23 protein-coding genes and 1 pseudogene are annotated in these 25176 nt (G+C 64.0%); 5 read left to right on the forward strand and 19 right to left on the reverse strand.

Annotated features, from left to right (window positions below; all coding sequences use genetic code 11):
* Positions 1-50: 50 nt before the first annotated feature.
* The 12 genes and pseudogenes from OMK73_RS21235 to OMK73_RS21290 form a co-directional block, all read right to left on the reverse strand.
* The gene (locus tag OMK73_RS21235) at positions 51-2885 is read right to left on the reverse strand and encodes a FimV/HubP family polar landmark protein (RefSeq protein WP_267603814.1); all 2835 of its coding nucleotides are present in this window, start codon (positions 2883-2885) and stop codon (positions 51-53) included.
* A gap of 327 nt (positions 2886-3212) precedes the next feature.
* On the reverse strand, positions 3213-4349 hold the full coding sequence (gene asd / locus OMK73_RS21240) for an aspartate-semialdehyde dehydrogenase (protein ID WP_267603815.1): 1137 nt from the start codon (positions 4347-4349) through the stop codon (positions 3213-3215).
* Positions 4350-4677: 328 nt separating this feature from the next.
* Complete coding sequence (gene leuB / locus OMK73_RS21245; protein WP_267603816.1) at positions 4678-5745, reverse strand: 3-isopropylmalate dehydrogenase; 1068 nt, start codon at positions 5743-5745, stop codon at positions 4678-4680.
* A 40-nt stretch (positions 5746-5785) separates the two neighbouring features.
* The gene (leuD, locus tag OMK73_RS21250) at positions 5786-6436 is read right to left on the reverse strand and encodes a 3-isopropylmalate dehydratase small subunit (protein ID WP_267603817.1); all 651 of its coding nucleotides are present in this window, start codon (positions 6434-6436) and stop codon (positions 5786-5788) included.
* A 10-nt stretch (positions 6437-6446) separates the two neighbouring features.
* Positions 6447-6578, reverse strand: coding sequence for an entericidin A/B family lipoprotein (locus tag OMK73_RS21255; protein WP_267603818.1), 132 nt, complete (start codon positions 6576-6578; stop codon positions 6447-6449).
* A 16-nt stretch (positions 6579-6594) separates the two neighbouring features.
* Positions 6595-8004, reverse strand: coding sequence for a 3-isopropylmalate dehydratase large subunit (gene leuC, locus OMK73_RS21260; RefSeq protein ID WP_267603819.1), 1410 nt, complete (start codon positions 8002-8004; stop codon positions 6595-6597).
* 541 nt (positions 8005-8545) lie between these two features.
* Positions 8546-9247, reverse strand: coding sequence for an ABC transporter ATP-binding protein (locus OMK73_RS21265; protein ID WP_267603820.1), 702 nt, complete (start codon positions 9245-9247; stop codon positions 8546-8548).
* The gene (gene livG, locus OMK73_RS21270; RefSeq protein WP_267603821.1) at positions 9247-10026 is read right to left on the reverse strand and encodes a high-affinity branched-chain amino acid ABC transporter ATP-binding protein LivG; all 780 of its coding nucleotides are present in this window, start codon (positions 10024-10026) and stop codon (positions 9247-9249) included. The genes OMK73_RS21265 and livG overlap by 1 nt, the downstream gene beginning before the upstream one ends.
* A pseudogene (locus OMK73_RS21275) lies at positions 10023-11296 on the reverse strand (high-affinity branched-chain amino acid ABC transporter permease LivM). Before OMK73_RS21275 ends, livG begins: the two are co-directional and overlap by 4 nt.
* A 7-nt stretch (positions 11297-11303) precedes the next feature.
* On the reverse strand, positions 11304-12230 hold the full coding sequence (gene livH, locus OMK73_RS21280; protein WP_267603822.1) for a high-affinity branched-chain amino acid ABC transporter permease LivH: 927 nt from the start codon (positions 12228-12230) through the stop codon (positions 11304-11306).
* A gap of 195 nt (positions 12231-12425) precedes the next feature.
* Positions 12426-13541 carry a branched-chain amino acid ABC transporter substrate-binding protein gene (locus OMK73_RS21285; RefSeq protein ID WP_267603823.1) on the reverse strand — a complete coding sequence of 372 codons (1116 nt, stop codon included), beginning with the start codon at positions 13539-13541 and terminating at the stop codon, positions 12426-12428.
* 538 nt (positions 13542-14079) lie between these two features.
* Positions 14080-14274 (reverse strand): hypothetical protein, encoded by a 195-nt coding sequence (locus tag OMK73_RS21290; protein WP_267603824.1) that lies wholly within the window; start codon positions 14272-14274, stop codon positions 14080-14082.
* Positions 14275-14346: 72 nt separating this feature from the next.
* Here OMK73_RS21290 and OMK73_RS21295 point away from each other — a divergent pair, with 72 nt between their 5' ends.
* The gene (locus tag OMK73_RS21295) at positions 14347-14607 is read left to right on the forward strand and encodes a hypothetical protein (protein ID WP_267603825.1); all 261 of its coding nucleotides are present in this window, start codon (positions 14347-14349) and stop codon (positions 14605-14607) included.
* Positions 14608-14649: 42 nt separating this feature from the next.
* On the opposite strand, the gene gltA is transcribed toward OMK73_RS21295, so the two are convergent.
* From gltA to OMK73_RS21330, 7 genes are all read right to left on the reverse strand, one after another.
* Positions 14650-15951 carry a citrate synthase gene (gene gltA, locus OMK73_RS21300; RefSeq protein ID WP_267603826.1) on the reverse strand — a complete coding sequence of 434 codons (1302 nt, stop codon included), beginning with the start codon at positions 15949-15951 and terminating at the stop codon, positions 14650-14652.
* Between the two features lie 40 nt (positions 15952-15991).
* Positions 15992-16279 (reverse strand): succinate dehydrogenase assembly factor 2, encoded by a 288-nt coding sequence (locus OMK73_RS21305; RefSeq protein ID WP_006161620.1) that lies wholly within the window; start codon positions 16277-16279, stop codon positions 15992-15994.
* Positions 16280-16359: 80 nt separating this feature from the next.
* Positions 16360-17061, reverse strand: a complete 702-nt coding sequence (locus OMK73_RS21310; protein ID WP_267603827.1) for a succinate dehydrogenase iron-sulfur subunit — start codon at positions 17059-17061, stop codon at positions 16360-16362.
* 31 nt (positions 17062-17092) lie between these two features.
* A complete protein-coding gene (sdhA, locus tag OMK73_RS21315) occupies positions 17093-18871 on the reverse strand; it encodes a succinate dehydrogenase flavoprotein subunit (RefSeq protein WP_267603828.1) in 1779 nt (592 codons plus the stop codon).
* A 3-nt stretch (positions 18872-18874) separates the two neighbouring features.
* Positions 18875-19240, reverse strand: coding sequence for a succinate dehydrogenase, hydrophobic membrane anchor protein (gene sdhD / locus OMK73_RS21320; RefSeq protein WP_043348033.1), 366 nt, complete (start codon positions 19238-19240; stop codon positions 18875-18877).
* Between the two features lie 13 nt (positions 19241-19253).
* On the reverse strand, positions 19254-19661 hold the full coding sequence (sdhC, locus tag OMK73_RS21325; protein ID WP_150993516.1) for a succinate dehydrogenase, cytochrome b556 subunit: 408 nt from the start codon (positions 19659-19661) through the stop codon (positions 19254-19256).
* A gap of 259 nt (positions 19662-19920) precedes the next feature.
* Entirely contained in the window at positions 19921-20742 is an 822-nt protein-coding gene (locus OMK73_RS21330; RefSeq protein WP_267603829.1) for a GntR family transcriptional regulator, read from the reverse strand.
* A 339-nt stretch (positions 20743-21081) separates the two neighbouring features.
* On the opposite strand from OMK73_RS21330, the gene OMK73_RS21335 reads away from it, so the two are divergent.
* The 4 genes from OMK73_RS21335 (at position 21082) to OMK73_RS21350 (ending at position 25148) form a co-directional block, all read left to right on the forward strand.
* Positions 21082-22065, forward strand: coding sequence for a malate dehydrogenase (locus OMK73_RS21335; RefSeq protein ID WP_267603830.1), 984 nt, complete (start codon positions 21082-21084; stop codon positions 22063-22065).
* Between the two features lie 120 nt (positions 22066-22185).
* Positions 22186-23166, forward strand: coding sequence for an HpcH/HpaI aldolase/citrate lyase family protein (locus tag OMK73_RS21340; RefSeq protein WP_267606459.1), 981 nt, complete (start codon positions 22186-22188; stop codon positions 23164-23166).
* A gap of 91 nt (positions 23167-23257) precedes the next feature.
* Positions 23258-24421 (forward strand): bifunctional 2-methylcitrate synthase/citrate synthase, encoded by a 1164-nt coding sequence (gene prpC / locus OMK73_RS21345; protein WP_267603831.1) that lies wholly within the window; start codon positions 23258-23260, stop codon positions 24419-24421.
* A 187-nt stretch (positions 24422-24608) separates the two neighbouring features.
* The gene (locus OMK73_RS21350) at positions 24609-25148 is read left to right on the forward strand and encodes a hypothetical protein (protein WP_267603832.1); all 540 of its coding nucleotides are present in this window, start codon (positions 24609-24611) and stop codon (positions 25146-25148) included.
* The last annotated feature ends 28 nt before the right edge of the window (positions 25149-25176 follow it).

A 25176-nucleotide genomic window follows, 5' to 3' on the forward strand; every position in this document is an offset into this window, starting at 1 on the left:
GGCCAGGCCGCCGGTTAAGCCCCCGTTTAAGCCACCAGTCATGCCACCAGTTATGCCACGTCACGCAGCAAAGTCTTGGCTTCCGTCAGCAGCGGATCCTGCGACTGGTCCACCACTTCCTGCAGCAACTCCCGCGCCCCTTCCTTGTCGCCGATCTCGATATAGGCGCGGGCCAGATCGAACTTGATCTGCATGTCGCGGCCACCATCCACAGAGTCGGCCGACAACGTGCTCGGCGAGATGCCGCGCGCCGTGTCCAGCCCGCTTTCCGCGCTCACGCGGGACAGGTCGATCGGTTCGGACAGCTTGCCGTCGCGCAGCATGGTCGGCGCCGGCAGGGAAGAGCTGAACAAGGAACGGGCCTCTTCATGCACTTGCGCCGGGCTATCGGCACGCGCTTCGGCATGGCCCGCCGGATTGAGGTCCAGCGAGATGCCGGACATGTCGAAGTCGAGCGGACGGCTACGCGTAGGCGTATCCAGCGCCGGCACGTCGTCATGAGCGCCGATGCCATGGGTCTCGGGCAGGTCCAGGCCAAGGCCATCGTCCAGGCGCGTGGCAAGCGCCGAAGGCACCGCCTCGCCGCTGCCGAACACGCGCGAGGCGGACTCGGGCGCGGTGATCGGCGCACCGGCTGCCGGCGCGGGGAACCCATCCAGCGGCAGCGCAAAGTCTGCCAGGTCCGCCAGCGGGGTTTCCCGCGGCGCCGCCAGATCTTGCGACGGATCGTGGGTGCGCCACTGATCGGCCGGCAAGGTGGTGGTGTCGCCAGACGCCACGTCAGGCGCCACGCTCAAATACAAGGCATTGCCCGGGTCGAGGCTACGCCCCATCTCCGTTGCCTGTGCCCACTCCGCCCCGTGTCCTCCAGTCTGGGCGAACATTTCTTCTGCAATCACGCGAAAACCTTCCACATCCTGACGAGTGTTGTAAATCTCCATGAGCTTCAGGCGAATCGCCTGGCGCTCAGGGTTTTGCTGCAGGGCTTCGCGCAGGATTTCCTCGGCCTGCACATCGCGCCCGTAGGCGATATAGACATCGGCCTCGGCGATCGGATCGACCTCGTTGGCTTCCGCTACATTGTTGCCAATGCGGAAATCCGCTCCGAACACGCTGTGCTGCGAGGTGTCGACGCTCTGCCCGCCCGCGGCGCCGAACAGCGAATTGCCGCCGGACATGACGGTGCTTTCCTGCGACAGGACGCTGTCCCCGAAGGCCGCGCCGTCGCTGGTCTTCTGTTGCTGGCGCCGGCGATAGATCGCGTAGCCGCCCAGCAGGGCAATCAGCAGTCCGCCGCCTGGCAGCAGCATCGGATTGGCCAGCAGGTCTTCGATGAAGGACGGCTGGGCCACCGGCGTGGGCTGCGTCACGGTCGGCGGGCGCTTGGCGGCAGGCGTGGAAGCAGCAGCAGGCTTGGCGGCGCCAGCAACGGCAGCGTCCGCGGCATTCGCGCCGGCGCTACTGGCGCCAGTGGTGGCCGCAGGCGCCGAAGCCTGGGATGCGGCGGCGAGCGGCGCCGCAGCCGCCGGGGCCGGCGCGGCTGCGTCGGCCTTGGCGGCCTCAGCCGGCACCACGGAGGGTGCAGCGGCGGGTGCGGCAGGTGCAGCGGCCGAATCCTTGCCCGTGCCCTTCTGCACCTGGTCCAGCTTGGCGATCTCGGCGTTCTTCAGCTCGACCAGCCGCTGCATGTCGCCCACGTTCTTCTCAAGCTGCGCGAGGCGTGCCTCGGCTTCCTTGAGCTGCCGTTCCTTGGCGATATTGGCTTCGGCTGCCGCTGCAGCGGCGGCCTGGCCGCCACGATCGGGCTTGCTGAGCTTGAGTTCGTCGCGCGGTCCGGCGGCCGGTGCGGCTTGTTCCTGCACGCGCGCGGTGACGTTGCCCGACTGTTCGCGGCCACTGCTGGCCTCGACCGAGCGCCCCGCGGCCGCCGTAGCCAGGCGGCTGCGGTAGGCATTGAAGCCCTGCGTGCGCGCCACCACTTCGCGGCGTGCCGCGCGGGGCGTGACCGATTGCGCTTCCTTCTGGCTAGGCACCTTGAGCACGGCGCCCGCCTTGAGGCGGTTCATATTGCCGCCGACGAAGGCGTTCGGATTGTTGCGATAGAGCGCGACCAGCATCTGGTCCAGCGATACTGAATCCTGTCCCTGGGAGGCCTCGCCGGCAATGGCGGAGAGATTGTCGCCGCGCTGCACGGTGTAGGTGCCGCCAGCCGCGCCAGCGCCGTCGGCCAAGGCCTGCGTGGCGGCGCGGTGCGCACGGGGTGGCGGGGCCTTGGCCTGGGGCCGTGGCGCCGGGCTGGCTGCCACGGGAGCCGGGGCCTGCACCGACGGAGCGGGCACGGGCGCGGCGCTTGGCGCGGGCGCCGACGGGCTGGTGGCGCCGGATTCGTCGGGGGTACCCGCCTGCACGACCGTGGCAGGCGAGAAGGTCTGGTTGGAAGGCTTGGCGCCTACCGGGTCCAGCAGGAAGGTGTACGCGCGCGACACCTTGCCGCTCGCCCACGTCATGTCGACAAGGATGTCGACAAAGGGCTCGCTGAGCGGCTGGGTTGACCGGACCCGCGCCACATAGCTCCCATTGGGGCGGCGCTCGACCTGCAGCCGCAGGCTGCTGACCGCCGGCAGATACGTCAGGCCGGCCTTGGCATATGCTTCGGGCGACGCCAGCTTGACGGCCAGGCCGTCCGCTTCTTCCGCACTGACACCACTAATATCGATTTCCGCTTGCAGCGGCTGACCCAGATTCGACTGTACCCGCAATTGCCCGAACCCCGCGGCATAAGCGGCCGGCTGCGCGAGCAGCAAACCGAGTGCCGTGAAGGCCAGCGTTGACCAGCGCTGGCGGGCGGTAGGCGCATCTTTCCGGCGATGTTGGCTCACACTCACCTTGTGCTCCGTTGTGTTCTAGTAATGAAATTAACTTAACATCAATGGTTTAGCGCAGCAAGTTAGCGTCCCGACTGAGCCCCGCGCCAACTCGTACGGACGTGCGGATGACCGCCCCGCAGCCCGGCATATGCCGCCTGTATTGTGACGCAACGCCGGGAAAAATAGGCGGCCAGGCGTGACAACGCCGCGCACAGGCGCGGCGTTGTCATCAAAGCCAGGGGTTTCTGTTGCCTTGCTGCAACGAAACCACGGACGCCTTGCGCGGAGCCTTAAGACATGGACTAAGACATGACGCAAGAGCGCCTTGGCGAGCAAGTCCCTAGCTCAGGCTTCGATCAAGATGCGCAGCATACGGCGCAGGGGCTCGGCGGCACCCCACAGCAGCTGGTCGCCGACGGTGAAGGCCGACAGGTATTCCCCGCCCATCTGCATCTTGCGCAGGCGCCCCACCGGAATGGTCAGGGTACCGGTCACGGCGGCCGGCGTGAGGTCGGTCATGCTGGCCTCGCGCGTGTTCGGCACCACCTTGGCCCACTGGTTGTTCTCGGCCAGCATGCCTTCGATCTCATCGAGCGGCACGTCGCGGCGCAGCTTGATGGTCAGCGCCTGCGAATGGCAGCGCATGGCGCCAATGCGCACGCACAGGCCGTCCACGGCGATCGGCGAAGCACCGGTCGCGCCCAGGAAGCCTTCGCCGCGACCCAGGATCTTGTTGGTCTCGGCGCCGGCCTTCCATTCTTCCTTCGACACGCCGTTGCCCAGGTCCTTGTCGATCCAGGGAATCAGGTTGCCGGCGAGCGGCACGCCAAACTGCTTGGTTTCATCGCCCGACAGGCCGTGCTGGGTTGCCAGGATGGTGCGGTCGATTTCCAGGATGGCCGATGCCGGGTTATCCAGCAGCGGCTTGACCGACGCGTTGAGCGTGCCGAACTGCGTCAGCAGCTCGCGCATGTGCTGCGCGCCGCCGCCCGAGGCGGCCTGGTAGGTCATGGACGTCATCCAGTCGATCAGGTCGTGCTGGAACAGGCCGCCCAGGCCAATCATCATGCAGCTGACCGTGCAGTTGCCGCCGATGAAATTCTTGACGCCCTTCGCCAGCGCGTCCTTGATCACGCCAAGGTTGACCGGATCCAGCACGACGATGGCATCGTCCTTCATCCGCAGCGACGAAGCCGCGTCGATCCAGTAGCCCTTCCAGCCAGCTGCGCGCAGCTGCGGGAAAATCTCGTTGGTGTAATCGCCGCCCTGGGCCGTGAGAACCACGTCGCACTTCTTCAGCGCTTCGATGTCGTTCGCGTCCTGGAGCTTGGTTTCATTCTTGGCCATGGCCGGGGCCTGGCCGCCAGGGTTGGACGTGCTGAAGAATACGGGCTCGATATGGTCGAAATCGCGCTCTTCCTGCATGCGTTGCATCAGGACGCTGCCGACCATTCCTCGCCAGCCGACGAGACCTACAATCATGACTAACCTCGGATGTGATTTGAACTTCCCCGCGCTTTCCTCGCCCGACGTGACTGCGCGGGGAAGACGAGCAGGCACGACGAACGATCTAGCCGATCGTTTTGGTAGTAATGGTTTTAATCGTCGTTGCGATAAGCGGGTGGCCGTGCGAACCCAGGCCAACCGGGCTGCGGGTAGCAACCGGGGCGGCGATGGCAGTCGAGGGGGACTGGAAGATTCGGACCATTGGCAAAGTCTACACGATTTTGTGGCGCTGCCACACGGGGGAAATCGGGGACAAATGAAAGAAAAGGCGCCGCATGCGGCGCCCTTTCAACTTTAATGCGGCTTACAGTGCCGCGAGCACGGCCTCACCCATTTCACGCGTGCCGACTTGCTTGCAGCCGGGCGTCAGGATGTCGCCGGTGCGGTAGCCCTGGGCCAGCACCTGCTTGACGGCATTCTCGATGCGGTCTGCCTGCTCGGCACGGTTCAGCGAGAAACGCAGCATCATCGCCGCCGACAGGATGGTGGCCAGCGGATTGGCCACGCCCTTGCCGGCGATGTCCGGTGCCGAGCCGTGCGACGGCTCGTACAGGCCCTTGTTGTTGGCGTCCAGCGAAGCCGACGGCAGCATGCCGATCGAGCCGGTCAGCATGGCGGCCTCGTCCGACAGGATGTCGCCGAACATGTTGCCGGTGACGATCACGTCAAAGCTCTTGGGCGCCTTGATCAGCTGCATGGCCGCGTTGTCCACGTACATGTGCGACAGCTCGACTTCCGGATATTCCTTGTGCACGTCGATCACGACGTCCTTCCAGAACTGGAAAGTCTCGAGCACGTTGGCCTTGTCCACGCTGCACAGCTTCTTGCCGCGCTTGGCCGCGGCCTGGAAGGCCACGTGGGCGATGCGGCGGATTTCCGGCTCGCTGTAGCGCATGGTATCGAAGCCTTCGCGCGCGCCCTTGAAGGGGCCGTCCGGCGCTTCGCGCATGCCGCGCGGCTGGCCGAAGTAGATGTCGCCGTTGAGCTCGCGCACGATCAGGATGTCCAGGCCGGCCACCAGCTCGGGCTTCAGGCTGGAAGCGCCGGTCAGCTCCGGGTAGCAGATCGCCGGACGGAAGTTGGCGAACAGCTGCAGGTGCTTGCGCAGGCCGAGGATGGCCTGCTCGGGACGCAGCGGGCGGTCCAGCTTGTCGTATTTCCAGTCGCCCACGGCGCCAAACAGGATGGCGTCGGCTTCCTGGGCCAGCTTGAGCGTGGCGTCGGGCAGCGGATGGCCGCTGGCCTCGTAGCCGGCGCCGCCGACCGGGGCGGTTTCCATCTCGAACTTTTCGTCGAGCGCGTTCAGGACCTTGACGGCCTCCGCGATGATCTCGGGACCGATGCCGTCACCCGGCAGGACTGCGATTTTCATGCTTTGTCTTCCTTGTTTTGTCTCAGCGTACCAGCCGGCTTCAGCCGACCACGCGGTTGTTCAACCACGGCATCTTAGCCACGCGCTCTGCCTCATAAGCCTTGATCTTGTCGGCATGGCGCAGGGACAGGCCGATATCGTCGAAGCCGTTGAGCATGCAGTACTTGCGGAACGGCGCGATGTCGAACGGGTAGCTATCGCCACCCGGCGTGATCACCAGCTGCTTGTCGAGATCGATGGTCAGCTTGTAGCCGCTGAACGCATTGGTCTCGTTGAAGATATGGTCGACCTGCAACTCGGTCAGCACCACCGGCAGCAGGCCGTTCTTGTAGCAGTTGTTGAAGAAGATGTCGGCAAAGCTCGGCGCAATCACGGCGCGAAAGCCGTACTGCGTCAGCGCCCAGGGTGCGTGCTCGCGCGAGCTGCCGCAGCCGAAGTTGCGGCGGGCCAGCAGGATCGAGCCGCCCTGGTAGCGCGGCTGGTTGAGCACGAAATCCGGATTCAGCGGACGGCGGCTGTTGTCTTGCCCGGGCTGGCCCACATCCTTGTAGCGCCATTCGTCGAACAGGTTCGGGCCGAACCCGGTGCGCTTGATCGACTTGAGGAATTGCTTCGGGATGATGGCGTCGGTGTCGACGTTCTCGCGGTCGAGGGGCACCGTGAGCCCGCTGTGTACAGTGAACTTATCCATGGTCGGTTCCTTACTTCTTTGCCGCGCTTTCGAGCGAGCGGCCTGCGGCCTGTGTGTCCTTGCCAAGGCCGGCCATCGTATGGCAGCCGGCCAGTTGCAGCGTGCACACGCATGCGAGCAACACGATCAGGGCTTGTTTCATGATGAGCCTGCGCGAATCAGCTGAGCTGGCGGATATCGACGAAGTGGCCTTCGATGGCTGCCGCGGCAGCCATCGCCGGGCTCACCAGGTGAGTCCGGCCACCCGCGCCCTGGCGCCCCTCGAAATTGCGGTTCGAGGTGGAGGCGCAGCGCTCGCCCGCTTCCAGGCGGTCGGCATTCATGGCCAGGCACATCGAGCAACCCGGCTCGCGCCATTCGAAGCCGGCGGCCTTGAAGACCTTGTCCAGCCCTTCACGCTCGGCTTGTTCCTTGACCAGGCCCGAGCCCGGCACCACCATCGCCAGCTTCACGTTGGACGCCACGCGACGGCCCAGCTTCTGCACGACCCACGCAGCGGCGCGCATGTCTTCGATACGGGAGTTGGTGCAGGAGCCAATGAAGACCTTGTCGATCTTGATGCTGTCCACCGGCACATTGGGCTGCAGGCCCATGTACTCCAGCGCGCGCTCCATGGCGTTGCGCTTGTTCGGGTCTTTTTCCTTCTCGGGATCCGGCACGCGGTCCTCGATGCTGACGACCATCTCGGGCGAAGTGCCCCAGGTCACCTGCGGACGGACCTCTTCCGCGCGCAGCTCGACCACCTGGTCGAAGTGCGCACCGGCGTCCGAATGCAGCGTGCGCCAGTAGCCTACGGCCTGCTCCCACTCCACGCCCTGCGGCGAGAACGGGCGGCCCTTGACGTATTCGAGCGTGACATCGTCCACCGCCACCAGGCCAGCGCGCGCGCCGGCCTCGATGGCCATGTTGCAAACCGTCATGCGCCCTTCCATGCTCAGGTCGCGAATGGCCGAGCCGGCGAACTCGATGGTGTAGCCGGTGCCGCCCGCGGTGCCGATCTTGCCGATCACCGCCAGCACGATGTCCTTGGCGGTACAGCCGCGCGGCAGCTTGCCTTCCACGCGCACCAGCATGTTCTTGGCCTTCTTGCCCAGCAGTGTCTGCGTGGCCAGCACGTGCTCCACCTCGGAGGTGCCGATGCCATGCGCCAGCGCGCCGAACGCACCGTGCGTGCTGGTATGCGAATCGCCGCACACCACCGTCATGCCCGGCAGCGTGGCGCCCTGCTCCGGCCCGATCACGTGCACGATGCCCTGGCGCAGGTCGTTCATCTTGAACTGGGTGATGCCGTACGCGTCGCAGTTGTTGTCCAGCGTATCCACCTGCAGCTTCGACACCGGATCCGAAATACCCTGGCTACGATCGGTGGTCGGCACGTTGTGGTCCGACACCGCCAGGTTGGCGCTGATGCGCCAGACCGGGCGCTGCGCCAGCTTCAGGCCTTCGAACGCCTGCGGGCTGGTGACTTCGTGCAGCAGATGGCGATCGATGTACAGCATCGTGGTGCCGTCATCCTCGACGTGCACGGTGTGGTCATCCCAAAGTTTGTCGTAAAGCGTCTTGGCCATGATGCAGGGGGCGGGCCGGGACCGTTTGGTACAGCACGGTTGGCGGCGTCGCGCGGTAGTTTGGGGGATTTTTCGCAGGAATGCGGGCAATGAAATGCGGCTTGCTGCGATGCTTGACTTCACAATCGATTATGCCACAGCGATATTGGGAGACTGGGCCCTGGCCGGCCTGGGAGGCGGCGGCCATGTAATGTGATTGGCGAAAGGGGATTTCGCCGATGGCGAAAAGGCAGGCTTGGGCGGGCTGGCAGAGCCTCAAATTCCAGACGGTTGGCCCATTCGGCGGCTTCGTTCAGTGCATCAGATTTGCTCCCCTCTCCCACTTGTGGGAGAGGGGTTGGGGGAGAGGGGTTGGGGGAGAGGGCGGGCGCTCGTCACGCTGTCGCGCTGGAAAAAACAGCTGGCTTCGCTTCAAGTGGCTCCTAGCTAAGCCACCCCTCTCCCCGGCCCTCTCCCCCTGAGGGGAGAGGGCGAGACAACCGTTGTCATGGCGCTCGGCTTGGCCCGTTCGGCGGCTTCGGCCTGCGCTCCCGGGCGGGGTTTAGCCTCCCAGGTAGGCGCTCTTGATGCGGTCGTTGGCCAGCAGGTTGGCCCCCGTGTCCGCCAGCACCACGCGGCCGGTCTCCAGCACATAGCCGCGGTCGGCCACGCCCAGCGCCTTGTTGGCGTTCTGCTCGACCAGGAACACAGTGACGCCTTCGTCACGAATGGTCCGGATGATGTCGAAGATCTGCGCGATCACCAGCGGCGCCAACCCTAGCGTGGGCTCGTCCAGCAGCAGCAGCCGGGGCCGGCTCATCAGCGCGCGGCCGATGGCCAGCATCTGCTGCTCGCCGCCGGACATGGTGCCGGCGCGCTGGGTGGAGCGCTGCTTGAGCCGCGGGAAGAGCTTGTAGACGTGCTCGACGCCCGCCTCGATCTCGTCGCGCTTGCCGAAGAAGGCACCCATTTTCAGGTTCTCCAGCACGGTCAGGCTGGGAAACACGCGCCGCCCTTCCGGCGAGATTGCCATGCCGAGCCGCATGATCTCGTGCGTGGGGCGCCGCGTGATGTCCTGTCCTTCGAACATCACGCGCCCGCTGGACGCGCGCGGCGAGCCGCACACAGTCATCATCAGCGTGGTCTTGCCGGCGCCGTTGCTGCCGATCAGCGTGACGATCTCGCCCTTGTTCACCTCAATCGATACGCCAGACAGCGCTTCGATCGCGCCGTAATGGGTATGGACTTGTTCCAGCTTCAGCATCAGTCCTCTCCCAGGTAAGCCTTGATCACGCGCGGGTCGTTGCGCACTTCGGCCGGTTTGCCGACCACGATCGGGCGCCCGTGCTCCATCACCAGGATGCGGTCGGACACGCCCATCACCAGGCTCATGTCGTGCTCGATCAGCAGCACCGAGATCTTGTACTCGCGCCGCAGTTGGTCGATCAGCTGCGACAGCTCGACCTTTTCCTGCGGGTTGAGCCCGGCAGCCGGCTCATCCAGCATCAACAGGCGCGGGTTGGTGATCATGCAGCGCGCGATCTCCAGCCGGCGCTGGTGGCCGTACGACAGCGTGCCCGCCTCGCGGTTGGCAACGCCGCGCAGGCCCATGCGTTCGAGCCACAGTGCGGCGCGTTCCAGCGCCTCGCGCTCGGCGCGGCGGTAAGCCGGCGTGGCAAACAGCCCGCGCAATAGACCGGAGCGCACCTGCAGGTGTTGCGCCACCAGCAGGTTCTCAACCACCGTCAGTTGCTTGAACAGGCGGATGTTCTGGAACGTGCGCACCAGGCCGCGGCGCGCCACCTGGTGGCTCGGCAGGCGGGCGATCGAATGGCCGTCCAGCATGACCTCGCCGGCGGTGGGCTTGTAGAAACCGCCCACGCAGTTGAAGACCGTGGTCTTGCCCGCGCCGTTGGGCCCGATGATGGCGAAGACTTCATCGCGGCGCACATCGAAATCGATGCCATCGACCGCCAGCAGGCCGCCGAAGCGCATCTGCAGGCCGGAGACTTTCAGCAGTTCCGCTGATTGAACTTGGCTCATTGCGGCAACTCCACATGGGGGCGGCTCGCGGGCAGCAGGCCCTGCGGACGCCACATCATCATCAGCACCATCACCAAGCCGAAAATCAGCATGCGGTACTCGGCAAAGCCGCGCGCCACTTCCGGCAGCGCGGTCAGCAGGATGGCGGCCAGGATCACGCCCAGCTGCGAGCCCATGCCGCCCAGCACCACCACCGCCAGGATCAGCGCGGACTCGATAAAGGTGAACGATTCGGGATTGACCAGGCCCTGGCGCGCGGCGAAGAACGCGCCGCCCAGGCCGGCAAACGCCGCGCCCAGCGTGAATGCCGACAGCTTGATGCGGGTCGGGTTCAGGCCCAGCGAACGGCAGGCGATTTCATCCTCGCGCAGGGCTTCCCACGCGCGTCCCATCGGCATGCGGATCAGCCGGCTGGTGACGAACAGCGTGAAGCCCACCAGCAGCAGCGCCAGCAGGTAGAGGAAGATCACCATGTGCTCGCCGCTGTAGTCCCAGCCCAGCAACTCGTGGAAGGTCTTGACCCCTCCACGCTGGCGCTGCGCGCCATCTCGATGCCGAACACGGTCGGCTTCGGGATACCCGAGACGCCATCCGGGCCACCGGTGAGGCTGGTCAGGTTGTTGAGCAGCAGGCGGATGATCTCGCCGAAGCCCAGCGTGACGATGGCCAGGTAGTCGCCGCGCAGCCGCAGCACCGGAAAGCCCAGCACGAAGCCGAACGCCGCCGACATGCACGCGGCGATCGGCAGGCATTCCCAGAAGGTCAGCCCGAAGCACTGGTTGAGCAGCGCGTAGGTGTAGCCGCCGACCGCGTAGAAGCCAACATAGCCCAGGTCGAGCAGGCCGGCATAGCCCACCACGATGTTCAGGCCCAGCCCCAGGATCACATAGATCAGCGCCAGCGTGGCCACGTCCACCGCACCGCGCGAGCCGAACAACGGAAACACCAGGCCAACCGCCAGCAGCAGCCAGATCACCTTGCGCTGGTGGCCAGCGCCCAGCGCGGGCAAGCTCGGCACCTTGACGCCGGCCGTGGCGCGCTGGAACAGCGGCTTGAAGAGCTGGAACAGGAAGACCCCGCCCACCGCCAGCCACACCGGCCTCCAGTGCGGCTCGAGCACGACCTTGTAGCCATCCAGCTTCAACTGCAGGCCGAGCACGGGAATGGTCAGGATGGCCGTCATCACGGCCGCGACGATGGCGTTCTTCAGGGTCTGCCCTGCCGGAGCGCCCTGCGCCACGATAATCGGCGTAGTAATAGCTTGTGTCATAGCGTCCTCACACCTTTTCAACGTCAGGCTTGCCCAGCAGCCCGGTCGGGCGGAACAGCAGGATCAGCACCAGCAGGCCGAAGGCCACCACATCCTTGTACTCGGCCGGCATATAGCCGGAAGCAAAAGTCTCGGCAAGGCCCAGCAGCACACCGCCCAGCATGGCGCCCGGGATGCTGCCGATGCCGCCCAGCACGGCCGCGGTAAAGGCCTTGATGCCCGCCACGAAACCGATGTACGGATTGAGCTTGCCGATGGTCAGGCCGATCAGCACGCCGCCCACCGCCGCCAGCATTGCGCCCAGCACGAAAGTGAAGGAGATCACGCGGTTGGTGTCGATGCCGAGCAGGTTGGCCATGCGCATGTCTTCGGCGCAGGCGCGGCAGGCGCGTCCCATGCGCGAGTGGCCGATAAACATGGTCAGCGCGATCATCAGCACCAGCGTCACGCCGACGATCAGCAGGCGCGAATACGGTATGGTCACGGTGAAGTCGCCGCCCATCTGGAACTCGATGGCGCCGGAGATCAGCACCGGCACGGACATGTCGCGCGCGCCCTGCCCGATCTGCACATAGTTCTGCAGGAAGATCGACATGCCGATGGCGGAGATCAGCGGCACCAGCCGCGGGCCGCCGCGCAAGGGCCGGTAGGCCACGCGCTCGACAGCGAAGCCATACAAACCGGTGACCAGGACGGACACCAGCAAGGCGGCGCCCAGCACCAGCGGCAGCGGATAGCCCGCGCTTGCGCCGATGGCGGTGAGCGTCACCAGGCCCACATAGGCGCCGATCATGTAGATCTCGCCGTGGGCAAAATTGATCATGCCGATGATGCCGTAGACCATGGTGTAGCCAATGGCGATCAGCGCATAGATCGCACCCAGCGTCAGGCCATTGACCAGTTGCTGGGTGAACTGTGGAAGGAACTCGTTCATGCGGGAAGCCCCATAACTTTGAAGCTGGAGAACCCGGCGTTGCAGGAGGTGCGCAAGCGCCGGGCCGGCTCCGTAATGCCGGATATGCACAGGCCCCGGACGCGGCGGATAAGCCGCGCCGGCCGGGCAACCGGACCCCGATACCAAAACGCCCCGCTCAAGCCATGAGCGGGGCGCGCAAAGCCAATGTGCGGCTTAGTTGGCAGCGGTCTTGGTGGCGTCCTTGTGCCAGGTGAACACGACGAACCTGAACGACTTCAGGTCGCCCTGCGCGTCGTACTCAACCTTGCCGATCGGGGTCTGGAAGGCGTTCTTGTGCATATAGGCGGCAACCTTGGCCGGATCCGTGCTCTTGGCGCCGGCAATGGCGTCGCCGATGATCTGGACCGCGGCGTAGGCCGGCATCTGGAACGGGCCGTTGGCATCGCGCTTCTTGTCGGCGAAGGCCTTGACCAGTGCCGCGTTGGACGGATCGGCGGAGAAGTCGGCCGGCAGCGTGACCAGCATGCCTTCGGAGGATGCGCCGGCGATGGCCGTCACGTCCTTGTTGCCCACGCCTTCAGGACCCATGAAGGTCGCCTTGACGCCCTGCTCGCGCGCCTGGCGCAGCAGCAGGCCCATTTCCGGGTGGTAGCCGCCGAAGTAGACGAAGTCCACGCCCTGCGACTTGAGCTTGGTGATCACGGCGGAGTAGTCCGAATCGCCGGCGTTCACGCCCTCGAACACGGCCACCGGGATCTTGGCGGCTTCCAGGTCCTTCTTCACCGAGGAGGCAATGCCCTGGCCGTACGACTGCTTGTCGTGCAGGATCGCGACCTTCTTGGGCTTGACCTTGGTGATGATGTACTGGGCTGCGGCCGGGCCTTGCTGGTCGTCGCGGCCGATGGTGCGGAAGATAAACTTGCGCTTCTTGTTCTCGGTCAGCTGCGGCGCGGTGGCCGACGGGGTCACCATCACCACGCCTTCGTTCTCGTAGATGTCGGAGGCGGGAATGGTCGAGCCCGAGCACACATGGCCGATCACGTAATGGATCTTCTGGCTGACGATCTTGTTGGCTACCGCCACGGCCTGCTTGGGTTCGCAGGCGTCATCCATCAACACCACTTCGAACTTGTTGCCACCCGCGCCGCCGGCGGCATTGATCTGCTCGATGGCAGTCAGCGCGCCAGCCTTGACCATGTCGCCGTACTGGGCGACCGAGCCGCTCATGGGGCCGGCAATGGCAATCTTGACGGTTTCAGCGTGGGCAGCAGCGCCGAAAGCGCACAGGGCCGTGGCCAGGGAGATGGACGTAAGACGGGACAGCGTCATTCAGGAGCTCCTCGATTATGGTTGGGTCATGGGCTGAGACGGCATGACCTGCGCAATCGAACAACACCCGCGGGCTACAACCTGGGAAAGACGCCCGAGACGCGGAAGACGGGCCTGCAAGAAAAGAAGCGTGTGCGGGGCCCGGCATGTGTCAGCCCTCCTATGCAACCCATGCACCGGAAGGCCTTGGTTCGGAAAGATAACGTTGATGCGTTCTCTATTGCGCAGGTGATTCGCCTGCCCCGCTCGCCTCAACGCAGTCCGGAAGGGTGGCCCGGCTGCTGTCGGCAAAGCAGCCCGCATTATAGGGTCAATTTCCGCGCCGGATGGCATATTTGCACAACAAATGAGGATCTTATTGGTAGTAACACAGCACAAATCATCGGAAATTGGCGTTATCGCCACCTTTCGCGCAATAAATCTTTTGCGTCGCACAAGTCCGGCTACGCTTGCATGGCAAACGCTCTCGCGACGGCTGGGCACGTGGTAATGCTGCGGCGCCAACACGGGCCCAAGCGTGAATGGGCACGCTTGGGCGCTACATCAGGAGATAGTCCGCAACCCAGTTGCCCGCGCAAGTTGCTGCACCCGCCATCAAGCCGGTGCGCACCGCAGATAGCCGGAAGGTGCCACGCAGCGGGCGTCCTCTGCAGATTGCCGTCAAGATGGGGATCAGCGTGAACACCACCGTCGTGCCGGCTATCTGCGCAAGGTACACGTGCCAAAGGTCCATGCTTGGCAATTCGACTTCCCCTCATCGCAACCATCATTTCGCTCGTGCGGCATTGAAGATGCCGCACACCTGATGTTTCGCACCTACAGACAGGACAGAATCGTTCTACGAAATTGGCGTGCGCGCCTGCAGGACATCCAACTGAACATAAGCCCAGGTAGAGCAAAAATCGATAAGAAAAATCTGCATGCCCTGGCCGCATTTTCTCTTTTCACTTGGAAAGACGTCAGAATCCTGGCCGGCGCGGCAATGGACGCACACGGCGCCGCGCCGCGATGTCCGGGGCAGACGCACAAAGCAAAACGCCCCGGCCAAGGCCGGGGCGTTTCATGATCAAAGCGACGCCGGTGTTACCAGCGCGCCCTTACCGGGGCATCAACGCGTGCCCATATCCGGCACGGTGCGGCTTGCCGCGCCGTTGAACAGCTGGCGCGGACGGCCGATCTTGTATTCCGGATCGGTGATCATTTCTTCCCACTGCGAGATCCAGCCCGGGGTACGGGCCAGTGCGAAGATGCAGGTGAACAGCGACGTCGGGATGCCGAGTGCGCGCTGCACGATGCCCGAGTAGAAGTCGACATTCGGGTACAGCTTGCGGCTGACGAAGTACTCGTCTTCCAGCGCGATCTTTTCCAGTTCCATGGCGAGCTTGAACAGCGGGTCGTTGTGCAGGCCCAGTTCATTCAGCACTTCATAGCAGGTTTCGCGCATCAGCTTGGCGCGCGGGTCGTAGTTCTTGTACACGCGGTGGCCAAAGCCCATCAGGCGCACGCCCGAGTTCTTGTCCTTGACCTGCTTGATGAACTCGGTGATGTTGTCGACGCTGCCGATTTCCTCAAGCATCTTGAGGGCGGCTTCGTTGGCGCCACCGTGGGCCGGGCCCCACAGGCAAGCCACGCCGGCGGCGATGGCGGCGAACGGGTTGGTACCCGAGGAGCCGGCCAGGCGCACCGTGGAGGTGGATGCGTTCTGCTCGTGGTCTGCGTGCAGGATGAAGATGCGGTCGAGCGCGCGCTCGAGCACCGGGTTCACCTTGTACGGGGCGCACGGCGTGGAGAACATCATCTGCATGAAGTTGCCCGAGTAGGACAGGTCGTTCTGCGGATAGATGTACGGCTGGCCGATGTTGTACTTGTAGGCCATGGCGACCAGGGTCGGCATCTTGGCGATCAGGCGGATCGCGGAGATTTCGCGCTGGTGCGGATCATCGATGTCCATGGCGTCGTGGTAGAACGCGCTCATGGCGCCGACCAGGCCCGTCAGGACGGCCATCGGGTGGGCATCGCGGCGGAAGCCGCGCAGGAAGAACTGCATCTGCTCGTGAACCATGGTGTGGTTCATCACCGCACCGACGAATTCTTCCTTCTGCTTGGCATTGGGCAGTTCGCCCTTGAGCAGCAGGTAACAGGTTTCCAGGTGGTCGCACTTGGTGGCCAGCTGCTCGATCGGGTAGCCGCGGTACAGCAGCTCGCCCTTGTCCCCGTCGATGTAGGTGATCTTCGAATTGCACGAAGCCGTCGACATGAAACCGGGGTCATAGGTGAACTTGCCGGTTTGTCCGTACAGCTTGCGAATATCGATTACGTCGGGGCCAACGGTACCCGTATAAATCGGCAGCTCGACGCTGGGGGAACCATCGGAAAACGATAGCGTGGCTTTCACATCGGACGGCGTCATGTCGGTTCCTTCTAATGCTGACTAATAATGTTGACGAAACTCAGACCGAACGCAGCAGGGCAATCACGTGCTGCATCGGGGGCGTGTCGAGCTCACCGTCCAGCTCCTTGCGTGCAAGAAGCAGGTCCATCAACTCGTTGTCGCTCAGCTCGAAGAGTTCGGAGAGCGAGGCCACGTCCTGGTCGGAGAGGCTTTCTTCGTAACGGTTGAAAAAACGTTCGACGATGATGTCGTTCTCCAGGAGGCCGCGCCGCGCGCGCCAGCGCAGTCGTGCTCGCCGGTGCGGATCGGCCTGGTGGGAGAAACTGGGGGAAACACTTTCGGTCATAGGTACCTACTTCCGGCGCGCCGGTCGGGTATGCAGTTTGATAGCCCGGACTGACGCGCCGCTTACAACAACCGCGCGGATCAGACCGAGCGGCGAACCATCAGCTCTTTGATCTTGCCGATGGCCTTGGTCGGGTTCAACCCCTTCGGGCAAACGTCGACGCAGTTCATGATGCTGTGGCAACGGAACAGTCGGTACGGGTCGTTCAGGTCGTCCAGGCGCTCGCTGGTCGCCTGGTCGCGGCTGTCCGCGATGAAGCGATAAGCTTGCAGCAAGCCGGCCGGGCCGACGAACTTGTCCGGGTTCCACCAGAACGACGGGCACGACGTCGAGCAGCTTGCGCACAGGATGCACTCATACAGGCCGTCCAGCTCGTCGCGCTCCTCGGGCGACTGCAGGCGCTCTTTCTCGGGCGGCGGCTCGTCGTTGATGAGGTACGGCTTGATCGAGTTGTACTGCTTGAAGAACTGCGTCATGTCGACGATCAGGTCGCGCACCACCGGCAGGCCGGGCAGCGGACGCAAGACGATGCGGTCCGGCAGCTCGAGCATGTTGGTCAGGCAGGCCAGACCATTCTTGCCGTTGATGTTCATCGCGTCCGAGCCGCACACGCCTTCGCGGCACGAACGGCGGAACGAGATGGTTTCGTCCAGCTTCTTCAGCTTGACCAGCGCGTCCAGCAACATGCGCTCATGACCGTCGAGCTCGACCTCGTACGTCTGCATGCGGGGCGCAGCATCCTTGTCCGGATCATAGCGGTAGACTTCGAAAATACGCTTCATTTCTGTGGGTCCTGTGGGTCCTACGCGGTGCTTAGAAGGTCCGGGCCTTGGGAGGAACGCTTTCCACCGTCAGCGGGTTCATCTTCACCGGCTTGTAGTCGAGGCGGTTGCCTTCGCTGTAGAACAGCGTGTGCTTGAGCCAGCTCTCGTCGTCGCGATTCGGGAAGTCGCTGTGCGCGTGCGCACCGCGGGATTCCTTGCGGGCAGCGGCCGAAATCATCGTCGCCTTGGCCACTTCCACCAGGTTGGCCACCTCCAGGGCTTCCACCAGTGCGGTGTTGAAGACCTTGGACTTGTCCTTGAGGTGGATGTTGTCGGCACGCTCGGCCACTTCCAGGATGCGCTCGACGCCTTCGTCCATCAGCTTCTGCGTACGGAACACGCCTGCATGCGACTGCATGTTCTTGCGGATGTCGTTGGCCACGTCCTGGGTGTACTCGCCCGAGGTCGACGATTGCAGCCTGGACAAGCGGGACATGGCGCGGTCAGCGGCATCGGCCGGCAGCGGCTTGTGCTCTTTCTGCTTGATCGCGGTCGCCACGATGTGGTTGCCGGCCGCGCGGCCGAACACCACCAGGTCCAGCAGCGAGTTGGTGCCCAGGCGGTTGGCGCCGTGCACCGACACGCAGGAGCATTCGCCGATCGCGTAGAAACCGTTGATGACCTCGTTGGGGTTGCCGTTCTTCGGCGCCACCACCTGGCCATGGATATTCGTCGGGATACCGCCCATCTGGTAGTGGATGGTCGGCACCACCGGGATCGGTTCCTTGATCGCGTCGACGTTGGCGAACTTGACGCCGATCTCGCGGATCGACGGCAGGCGCTTCATGATGGTGTCGGCACCGACGTGCGTCAGGTCCAGCAGCACGTAGTCGCCGTTCGGGCCACAACCGCGGCCTTCCTTGATTTCCTGGTCCATCGAGCGCGAGACGAAGTCGCGCGGCGCCAGGTCCTTCAGCGTCGGCGCATAGCGCTCCATGAAGCGTTCGCCGTCCTTGTTGCGCAGGATACCGCCTTCGCCGCGCACGCCTTCGGTGATCAGCACGCCCGCGCCGGCCACGCCGGTCGGGTGGAACTGCCAGAACTCCATGTCTTCGAGCGGCACGCCTGCGCGCGCTGCCATGCCCAGGCCGTCACCGGTGTTGATGAAGGCATTGGTCGAAGCGGCGTAGATACGGCCTGCACCACCGGTGGCGAACAGCGTGGTCTTGGCCTCGAGGATGTAGACCTCGCCGGTTTCCATTTCCAGCGCGGTCACGCCCAGCACGTCGCCGTCGGCGTCGCGGATCAGGTCCAGCGCCATCCATTCGACGAAGAAGTGCGTCTTGGCACGCACATTACGCTGGTACAGCGTGTGCAGCAGCGCATGGCCGGTACGGTCGGCAGCCGCGCAAGCGCGCTGGACCGGCTTCTCGCCATAGTTCGACGTATGGCCGCCGAACGGACGCTGGTAGATGGTGCCGTCGGCGTTACGGTCGAACGGCATGCCGAAGTGTTCGAGCTCGTAGACGACCTTGGGCGCTTCACGGCACATGAATTCGATTGCGTCCTGGTCGCCCAGCCAATCGGAACCCTTGATGGTGTCGTAGAAGTGATAGTGCCAGTTGTCCTCGCTCATGTTGCCGAGCGAAGCGCCGATGCCACCCTGCGCCGCCACGGTGTGCGAGCGCGTCGGGAAAACCTTGGAGAGCACGGCGACATTCAGGCCGGCTTCCGCGAGCTGGAGGGATGCGCGCATCCCAGCGCCGCCCGCCCCGACGATGACCACGTCAAAGCGACGACGCGGCAATCCTGTCTTGACTGCGACCATTTATTACACCCTCCAGAGAATCTGAGCTGCGTAGCCCGCACAACCGACGAGCCACAGAATCGTAAGAACTTGCAGCACGAGGCGCACGGCCATCGGCTTCACATAGTCCATCCAGATGTCGCGCACGCCAATCCAGGCGTGATACAGCAGCGACAGGATGGTGAGGAACGTGATGATCTTCATCCACTGGTTGGAGAAGAGACCTGCCCACGCTTCGTAGGAAGCGCCGTTCGAGAGCAGGAAGGCGACTGCCAGCACGATGGTGAAGACCACCATGATGACTGCGGTGACGCGCTGCGCGAGCCAGTCTTTGAGACCGTAGTGCGCACCGACGACTAGACGCTTGGGACCGATATTATTATTTGCCACGTTGACACTCTCCTCAGAACAGGCCGAACAGCTTCAGGCCGAACACAGCGGTGAGCAACAGGCTGATGATCAGCACGGCAACAGCGGACTTGGCCGAAGCGGGCTTGGTCACGCCAACGTGCACGTCGAGCAGCAGGAAACGGATGCCGGCGCAGAAGTGGTGCAGGTAACCCCAGATCAGTGCCAGCAGAACCAGCTTGACGAAGCCGCCGGACAGAAGCGCCGAGAACTTTGCGAAGCTCAGTTCGGAAGTGACGCTCTGCTCGAAGAGATACAGGACGAAAGGAAGGAGGAGGAACATCAGAGCACCGCTTGCACGATGCAGGATGGACACCTTGCCGGCCCAGGGCAACCTGTAACGCGCCAGCTGCGTCACATGGATGTTCCTGAACTCCGGCCTGGCTTGTTTGGCTTCAGCCATGCGAGACCCCATTTTGCGGTAAACAAAAACGAAACTACTGAGCGCCCTGGATGCAAATGGATGCAGCCGGAGCAAATCCCGATAATTTTAGCGCCTTTGTTGCGCGGCGCACCAATAATTTTCAGCTATCGCGCACCAACATGGCGTGCCCGACAATCGCACGCAACCATGCCGCGAGGTAATAAGCCTTGCTTTGCGCAACAGCGGCGCCCGCCGTGGCTACAACAGCAATAATCGGCATGGATTGCAATCCGGCGTATCAGCTCAAATCGTTCTGATAATAGTGCCGGGTGGTTACATACAGGCCGCGGCGGACTTCGACGGGCCTGTCGCCATAGGTGAACGAGACGCGCTCCACGGACAAAAGCGGCGTGCCCGCGTCCACGGACAACAGCGACGCGGTGGCCTGGTCTGCGGCCACCGCGCGGATTTTTTCGGTCGCCCGGATCATGCGCGTGCCGAATTCAGCCTCGAACAGCGCGTACATCGGGCCCTTCCATTCGGTCAGCTTCTCGGCAGTCAGGCCCTTGAAGTTGGTGCCCAGCAGCCAGATTTCGTCCAGCACGGTCGGTTCGCCGGAGAAAAACAGCACGCGGCGGATCTGCACCACCCCATCGCCGGTGCGGATGTCGAGCAGGCGTGCGATTTCGGCCGGGGCGCGCAGGCGCTTGCATTCCAGCACCTGGCTGGAGCCATAATGGGGCTCGCCCTCGTCCGGCACCAGGCGCAGGAAGCGGAACTTCACGCCATCCTCGTGGTGCGTCGTGACAAAGGTGCCCTTGCCCTGGCGGCGCGCCACCAGGTTCTCGGCGGCGAGCTCATCGATGGCCTTGCGCACCGTGCCCTGGCTGACCTTGTAGCGGGCCGCCAGGTCCATTTCACTGGGAATCATGTCGCCCGGCTTCCACTCGCCGGATTGCAGGCTCTGCGTAATGAGCGCCTTTATCTGCTGGTAGAGCGGGCTGAACGTTGGAGAGGCCGCCGCCGCGGACGGCTGGGTCCCGGCGCCGGACGTAGCGGCGCCATTATCCTGCACTGCAGCAACGGCAGTGCCGGCGAGGGACGGGGGCAGGGATGACATAAGCGAATTTCACCACAAAACGAGGAAGCACGTCCAGCCCGTCATCAAATGTCTTATGTCTTATATAAGACATATGAATTGACAATGGTTTTGTGCAGGCCTACACTCCCGCAGGTTTCACGCCGGCATCCGCTCTGGATGCAGCACCCCTCTTCGCAGTAGACTTACGCTTTGTCGCACCCCATGACCCGTTGTGGCTCCCTCCAGTCGGTATCGCTAGCAGCGCGCCGGTGGATTGCCGCTTGCCGCCGTGGCGACAAATCCGCAACCGGTGACGTCCGGACTACCCTCCGGCCTGCCACCGACCAGTTTCCCCTCTTCTTGTTTGGAGAATTACTCATGGCTAAAGCCCCAATGCGCGTCGCAGTCACCGGCGCCGCTGGCCAGATCGGCTACTCCCTGCTGTTCCGCATCGCCAACGGCGACATGCTTGGCAAAGACCAGCCGGTCATCCTCCAATTGCTCGACCTCCCGCAAGCCCAGGCCGCCGTCAAGGGCGTGGTGATGGAACTGGAAGATTGCGCATTCCCGCTGCTGGCCGGCGTGGTGATCACCGACGACCCCAAGGTCGCGTTCAAGGACGCCAACGTCGCGCTGCTGGTCGGTGCCCGTCCGCGTAGCAAGGGCATGGAGCGCAAGGACCTGCTCGAAGCCAACGCACAGATCTTCACGGTGCAAGGCAAGGCACTGGACGAAGTCGCCGCCCGCGACATCAAGGTGCTGGTGGTCGGCAACCCGGCCAACACCAACGCCTACATCGCGATGAAGTCGGCTCCGAGCCTGCCCAAGGAGAACTTCACCGCCATGCTGCGCCTGGATCACAATCGTGCCCTGTCGCAGATCGCCGCCAAGACCGGCAAGCCGGTCGCGTCGATCGAGAAGATGTTCGTCTGGGGCAACCACAGCCCGACCATGTACGCCGACTACCGCTACGCGACTGTCGACGGCCGGAGCGTCAAGGACCTGATCAACGACCAAGCCTGGAACAACGACGTGTTCCTGCCGACCGTTGGCAAGCGCGGCGCCGCCATCATCGAGGCGCGTGGCCTGTCGTCGGCAGCTTCGGCCGCCAACGCTGCCATCGACCACGTGCATGACTGGGTCCTGGGCTCGAACGGCAAGTGGGTCACCATGGGCATCCCGTCGGACGGTTCGTACGGCATCCCCGAAGACACCATGTTCGGCTTCCCGGTGACCACCGCCAACGGCAAGTACGAAATGGTCAAGGGCCTGGAAGTCGACGCCTACAGCCAGGAAAAGATCAACATCACGCTCAAGGAACTGGAAGAAGAGCGTGCCGGCGTGCAGCACCTGCTCGGCTGATCCAGGTAGCGCCAATGACTAGACCGGAGCCTCGCAACGATTCACGAATCGGCGCGGGCTCCGGTTTTTCATTCTGGCGCCCCGCCCTTGCCTCCCTCAACCACTATCCGATTGAATAAAGTGCATCCTTCCGAGGTCTTGTTCCAGGGCGAAGCCATTCCGACGCAGTTGCCGGTCTGCGACCACTATGCCGGCAGCGAAAAGCTGATGCTGAAATCGCTTGCCCTGCAACAAGAGCTTGGGCCCGTCTTCGATATCACCTTCGACTGCGAAGACGGTGCCGCCGTCGGGCTGGAGCGCGATCACGCCGAGTTGTGCGCGCGCCTCATCAACAGCCAGCAGAACCGCTTCAACCGCGTAGGCGTACGCATCCACGACCCGGCCCACCCGAGTTGGCGCCACGATATCGACATCCTGGTCGGCAGCGCCGGCGCCCGGCTGGCCTATGTGGTGGTGCCCAAGGTGATCGACGTGGTCGAGGTCGCGCGCGTCACGGATCACGTGAACCAGGCGGCCCGCGCCGCCGGCGTCGCGCGGCACATTCCCATCCATGTGTTGATAGAGACGCATGCCGCAGTGGACCAGGTGTTCGACATCGCCCGTCTCGTCCAGGTGGAATGCCTCAGCTTCGGCCTGATGGATTTTGTCTCTGCCCACCACGGCGCCATCCCGGGCGAGGCCATGCGCTCGCCGCAGCAGTTCGAGCATCCGTTGATCCGGCGCGCCATGCTGGAGATCTCGGCCGCCTGCCACCGTTACGGCAAAGTGCCCTCGCACAACGTCAGCACCGATATCGAGCAGCCATCCCGCGCCGGCGACGATGCCCATCGCGCCCGGGCCGAATTCGGCTACCTGCGCAAGTGGAGCATCCACCCGAGCCAGATCCAGCCGATCGTTTCGGCCTTCCGGCCCAGCGGCGCGGAGATCGGCGCGTCCAGTGAAATCCTGCTTGCCGCCTACGAGAACAACTGGGCGCCGATCCGCCACCAGGGCCAGTTGCACGATCGCGCCAGCTACCGCTATTACTGGTCGCTGCTGCAGCGGGCGCACGCCACCGGCGCCGATTTGCCCGGCACCGTGCTGGAACGCTTCTTTGCATGAACGTTGCTTGGCGCGCGCCAGGCGATGACCACGGTGTAACACAGGATCGAACCCGGGCTGGGCTCGGGTGAGAGACCAGACAGGAGACGCGATGTCAGAGCAGCAGCCAGTCCCGCAGAACGCCCCGAAGCCGAAGAAGTCCGTCGCCCTGTCTGGCGTTACCGCCGGCAATACCGCGCTGTGCACGGTCGGCCGCACCGGTAACGACCTGCACTACCGCGGCTACGACATCCTCGACATCGCCGAGACCTGCGAATTCGAGGAGATTGCCCACCTGCTGGTGCACGGCAAGCTCCCCACCCGCGCCGAACTGGCCGCCTATAAGGCCAAGCTCAAGGCCCTGCGCGGCCTGCCCGCCAACGTCAAGGCCGCCCTCGAATGGGTGCCCGCCAGCGCCCACCCGATGGACGTGATGCGCACCGGCGTGTCCGTGCTCGGCACCGTGCTACCGGAAAAGGACGACCACAACACACCCGGTGCGCGCGACATCGCCGACCGCCTGATGGCCAGCCTGGGCTCGATGCTGCTGTACTGGTACCACTACAGCCACAATGGCCGCCGCATCGAGGTGGAAACCGACGACGACTCCATCGGTGCGCACTTCCTGCACCTGCTGCACGGCCAGAAGCCCTCGGCGCTGTGGGAACGCGCCATGCAGACCTCGCTCAACCTGTACGCAGAGCACGAGTTCAACGCCTCCACCTTCGCCGGGCGCGTGATCGCCGGCACGGGCTCGGACATGTACTCGTCGATCTGCGGCGCCATCGGCGCGCTGCGCGGCCCCAAGCACGGCGGCGCCAACGAAGTGGCGTTCGAGATCCAGAAGCGCTACGACAGCCCGGACGAGGCGCACATCGACATCTCGCGCCGCGTGGAAAACAAGGAAGTGGTGATCGGTTTCGGCCACCCGGTGTACACGGTTTCCGACCCGCGCAACCAGGTGATCAAGGAAGTGGCGCGCCGCCTGTCCAAGGATACCGGCTCGATGAAGATGTTCGACATTGCCGATCGCATTGAAGCCACCATGCAGGATGGCAAGAAGATGTTCGCCAACCTCGACTGGTTCAGCGCGGTGAGCTATCACATGATGGGCGTGCCGACCGCCATGTTCACCCCGCTGTTCGTGATCTCGCGCACCTCGGGCTGGGCAGCGCACATCATCGAGCAACGCATCGACAACAAGATCATCCGCCCCAGCGCGAACTACACCGGGCCGGAAGACCTGAAGTTCGTGCCGATCGGCAGGCGCAAATAGCTGGAAAAGCGGCCTACCATGTAGTGAAGGAGTCCTTGCCCGGCATGGGGCCGCACCGAATTGTGTAACCGATGGTAGGGGTACTTCGCCCCGACTTTCAAATCGTAGAGAATAGCGGCGGACTTGTGACTGCCGGCCTTCCCGGCTATCCACCGCCTTTGACCCAACTCCAGAAGGAACCCACAGAATGAAGCATCTTGTCCTCGCCGCCTGCATCGGCGCATTTACGCTGACCACCGCCGGTGCTGCGATGGCCCAGGAACCGGCCAAGAAGGCCGCTCCCGCCAAGAAGGCGCCTGCCAAGAAGAGCACCAAGAAGACTGCCGCCGCAGAACCCGCGGCCGTCCCGAGTGGCGAAAAATGGCAATGCGAACTGGGCCATGTCCTGTACATCGGCGGCAACATGCGGCGCGATGAAGTCATCACCGTGAACTGGGAGGGCAAGGAATACCGCCTGCCGCGCCTGTCCACCGTCACCGGTGCCGACCGCTATTTCGACCAGCGCTCCGGCCTGGACCTGGTTGTGATCCCGAGCAAGGCCATGCTGTTCAACAAGAACGCCGGCCAACGCCTTGCCGACGAATGCCAGACCGCCGACATGCAGGCTGGCGGCTCGGCCCCGACCCAGGCTGGCGCGCTGCGCGCTCCGGTCGCCACCCCTCTGCTGGTTGCCCCGTCGGCCCCGGCAGCCGATGCGCCCCAGGCACCCGCCGCCCCCAAGCAGTAAGCAGTAACCCTTGCAGTAGCAAGGGGCC

The organism is Cupriavidus sp. D39, assembly GCF_026627925.1.
Taxonomy (GTDB): Bacteria; Pseudomonadota; Gammaproteobacteria; order Burkholderiales; family Burkholderiaceae; genus Cupriavidus; species Cupriavidus ulmosensis.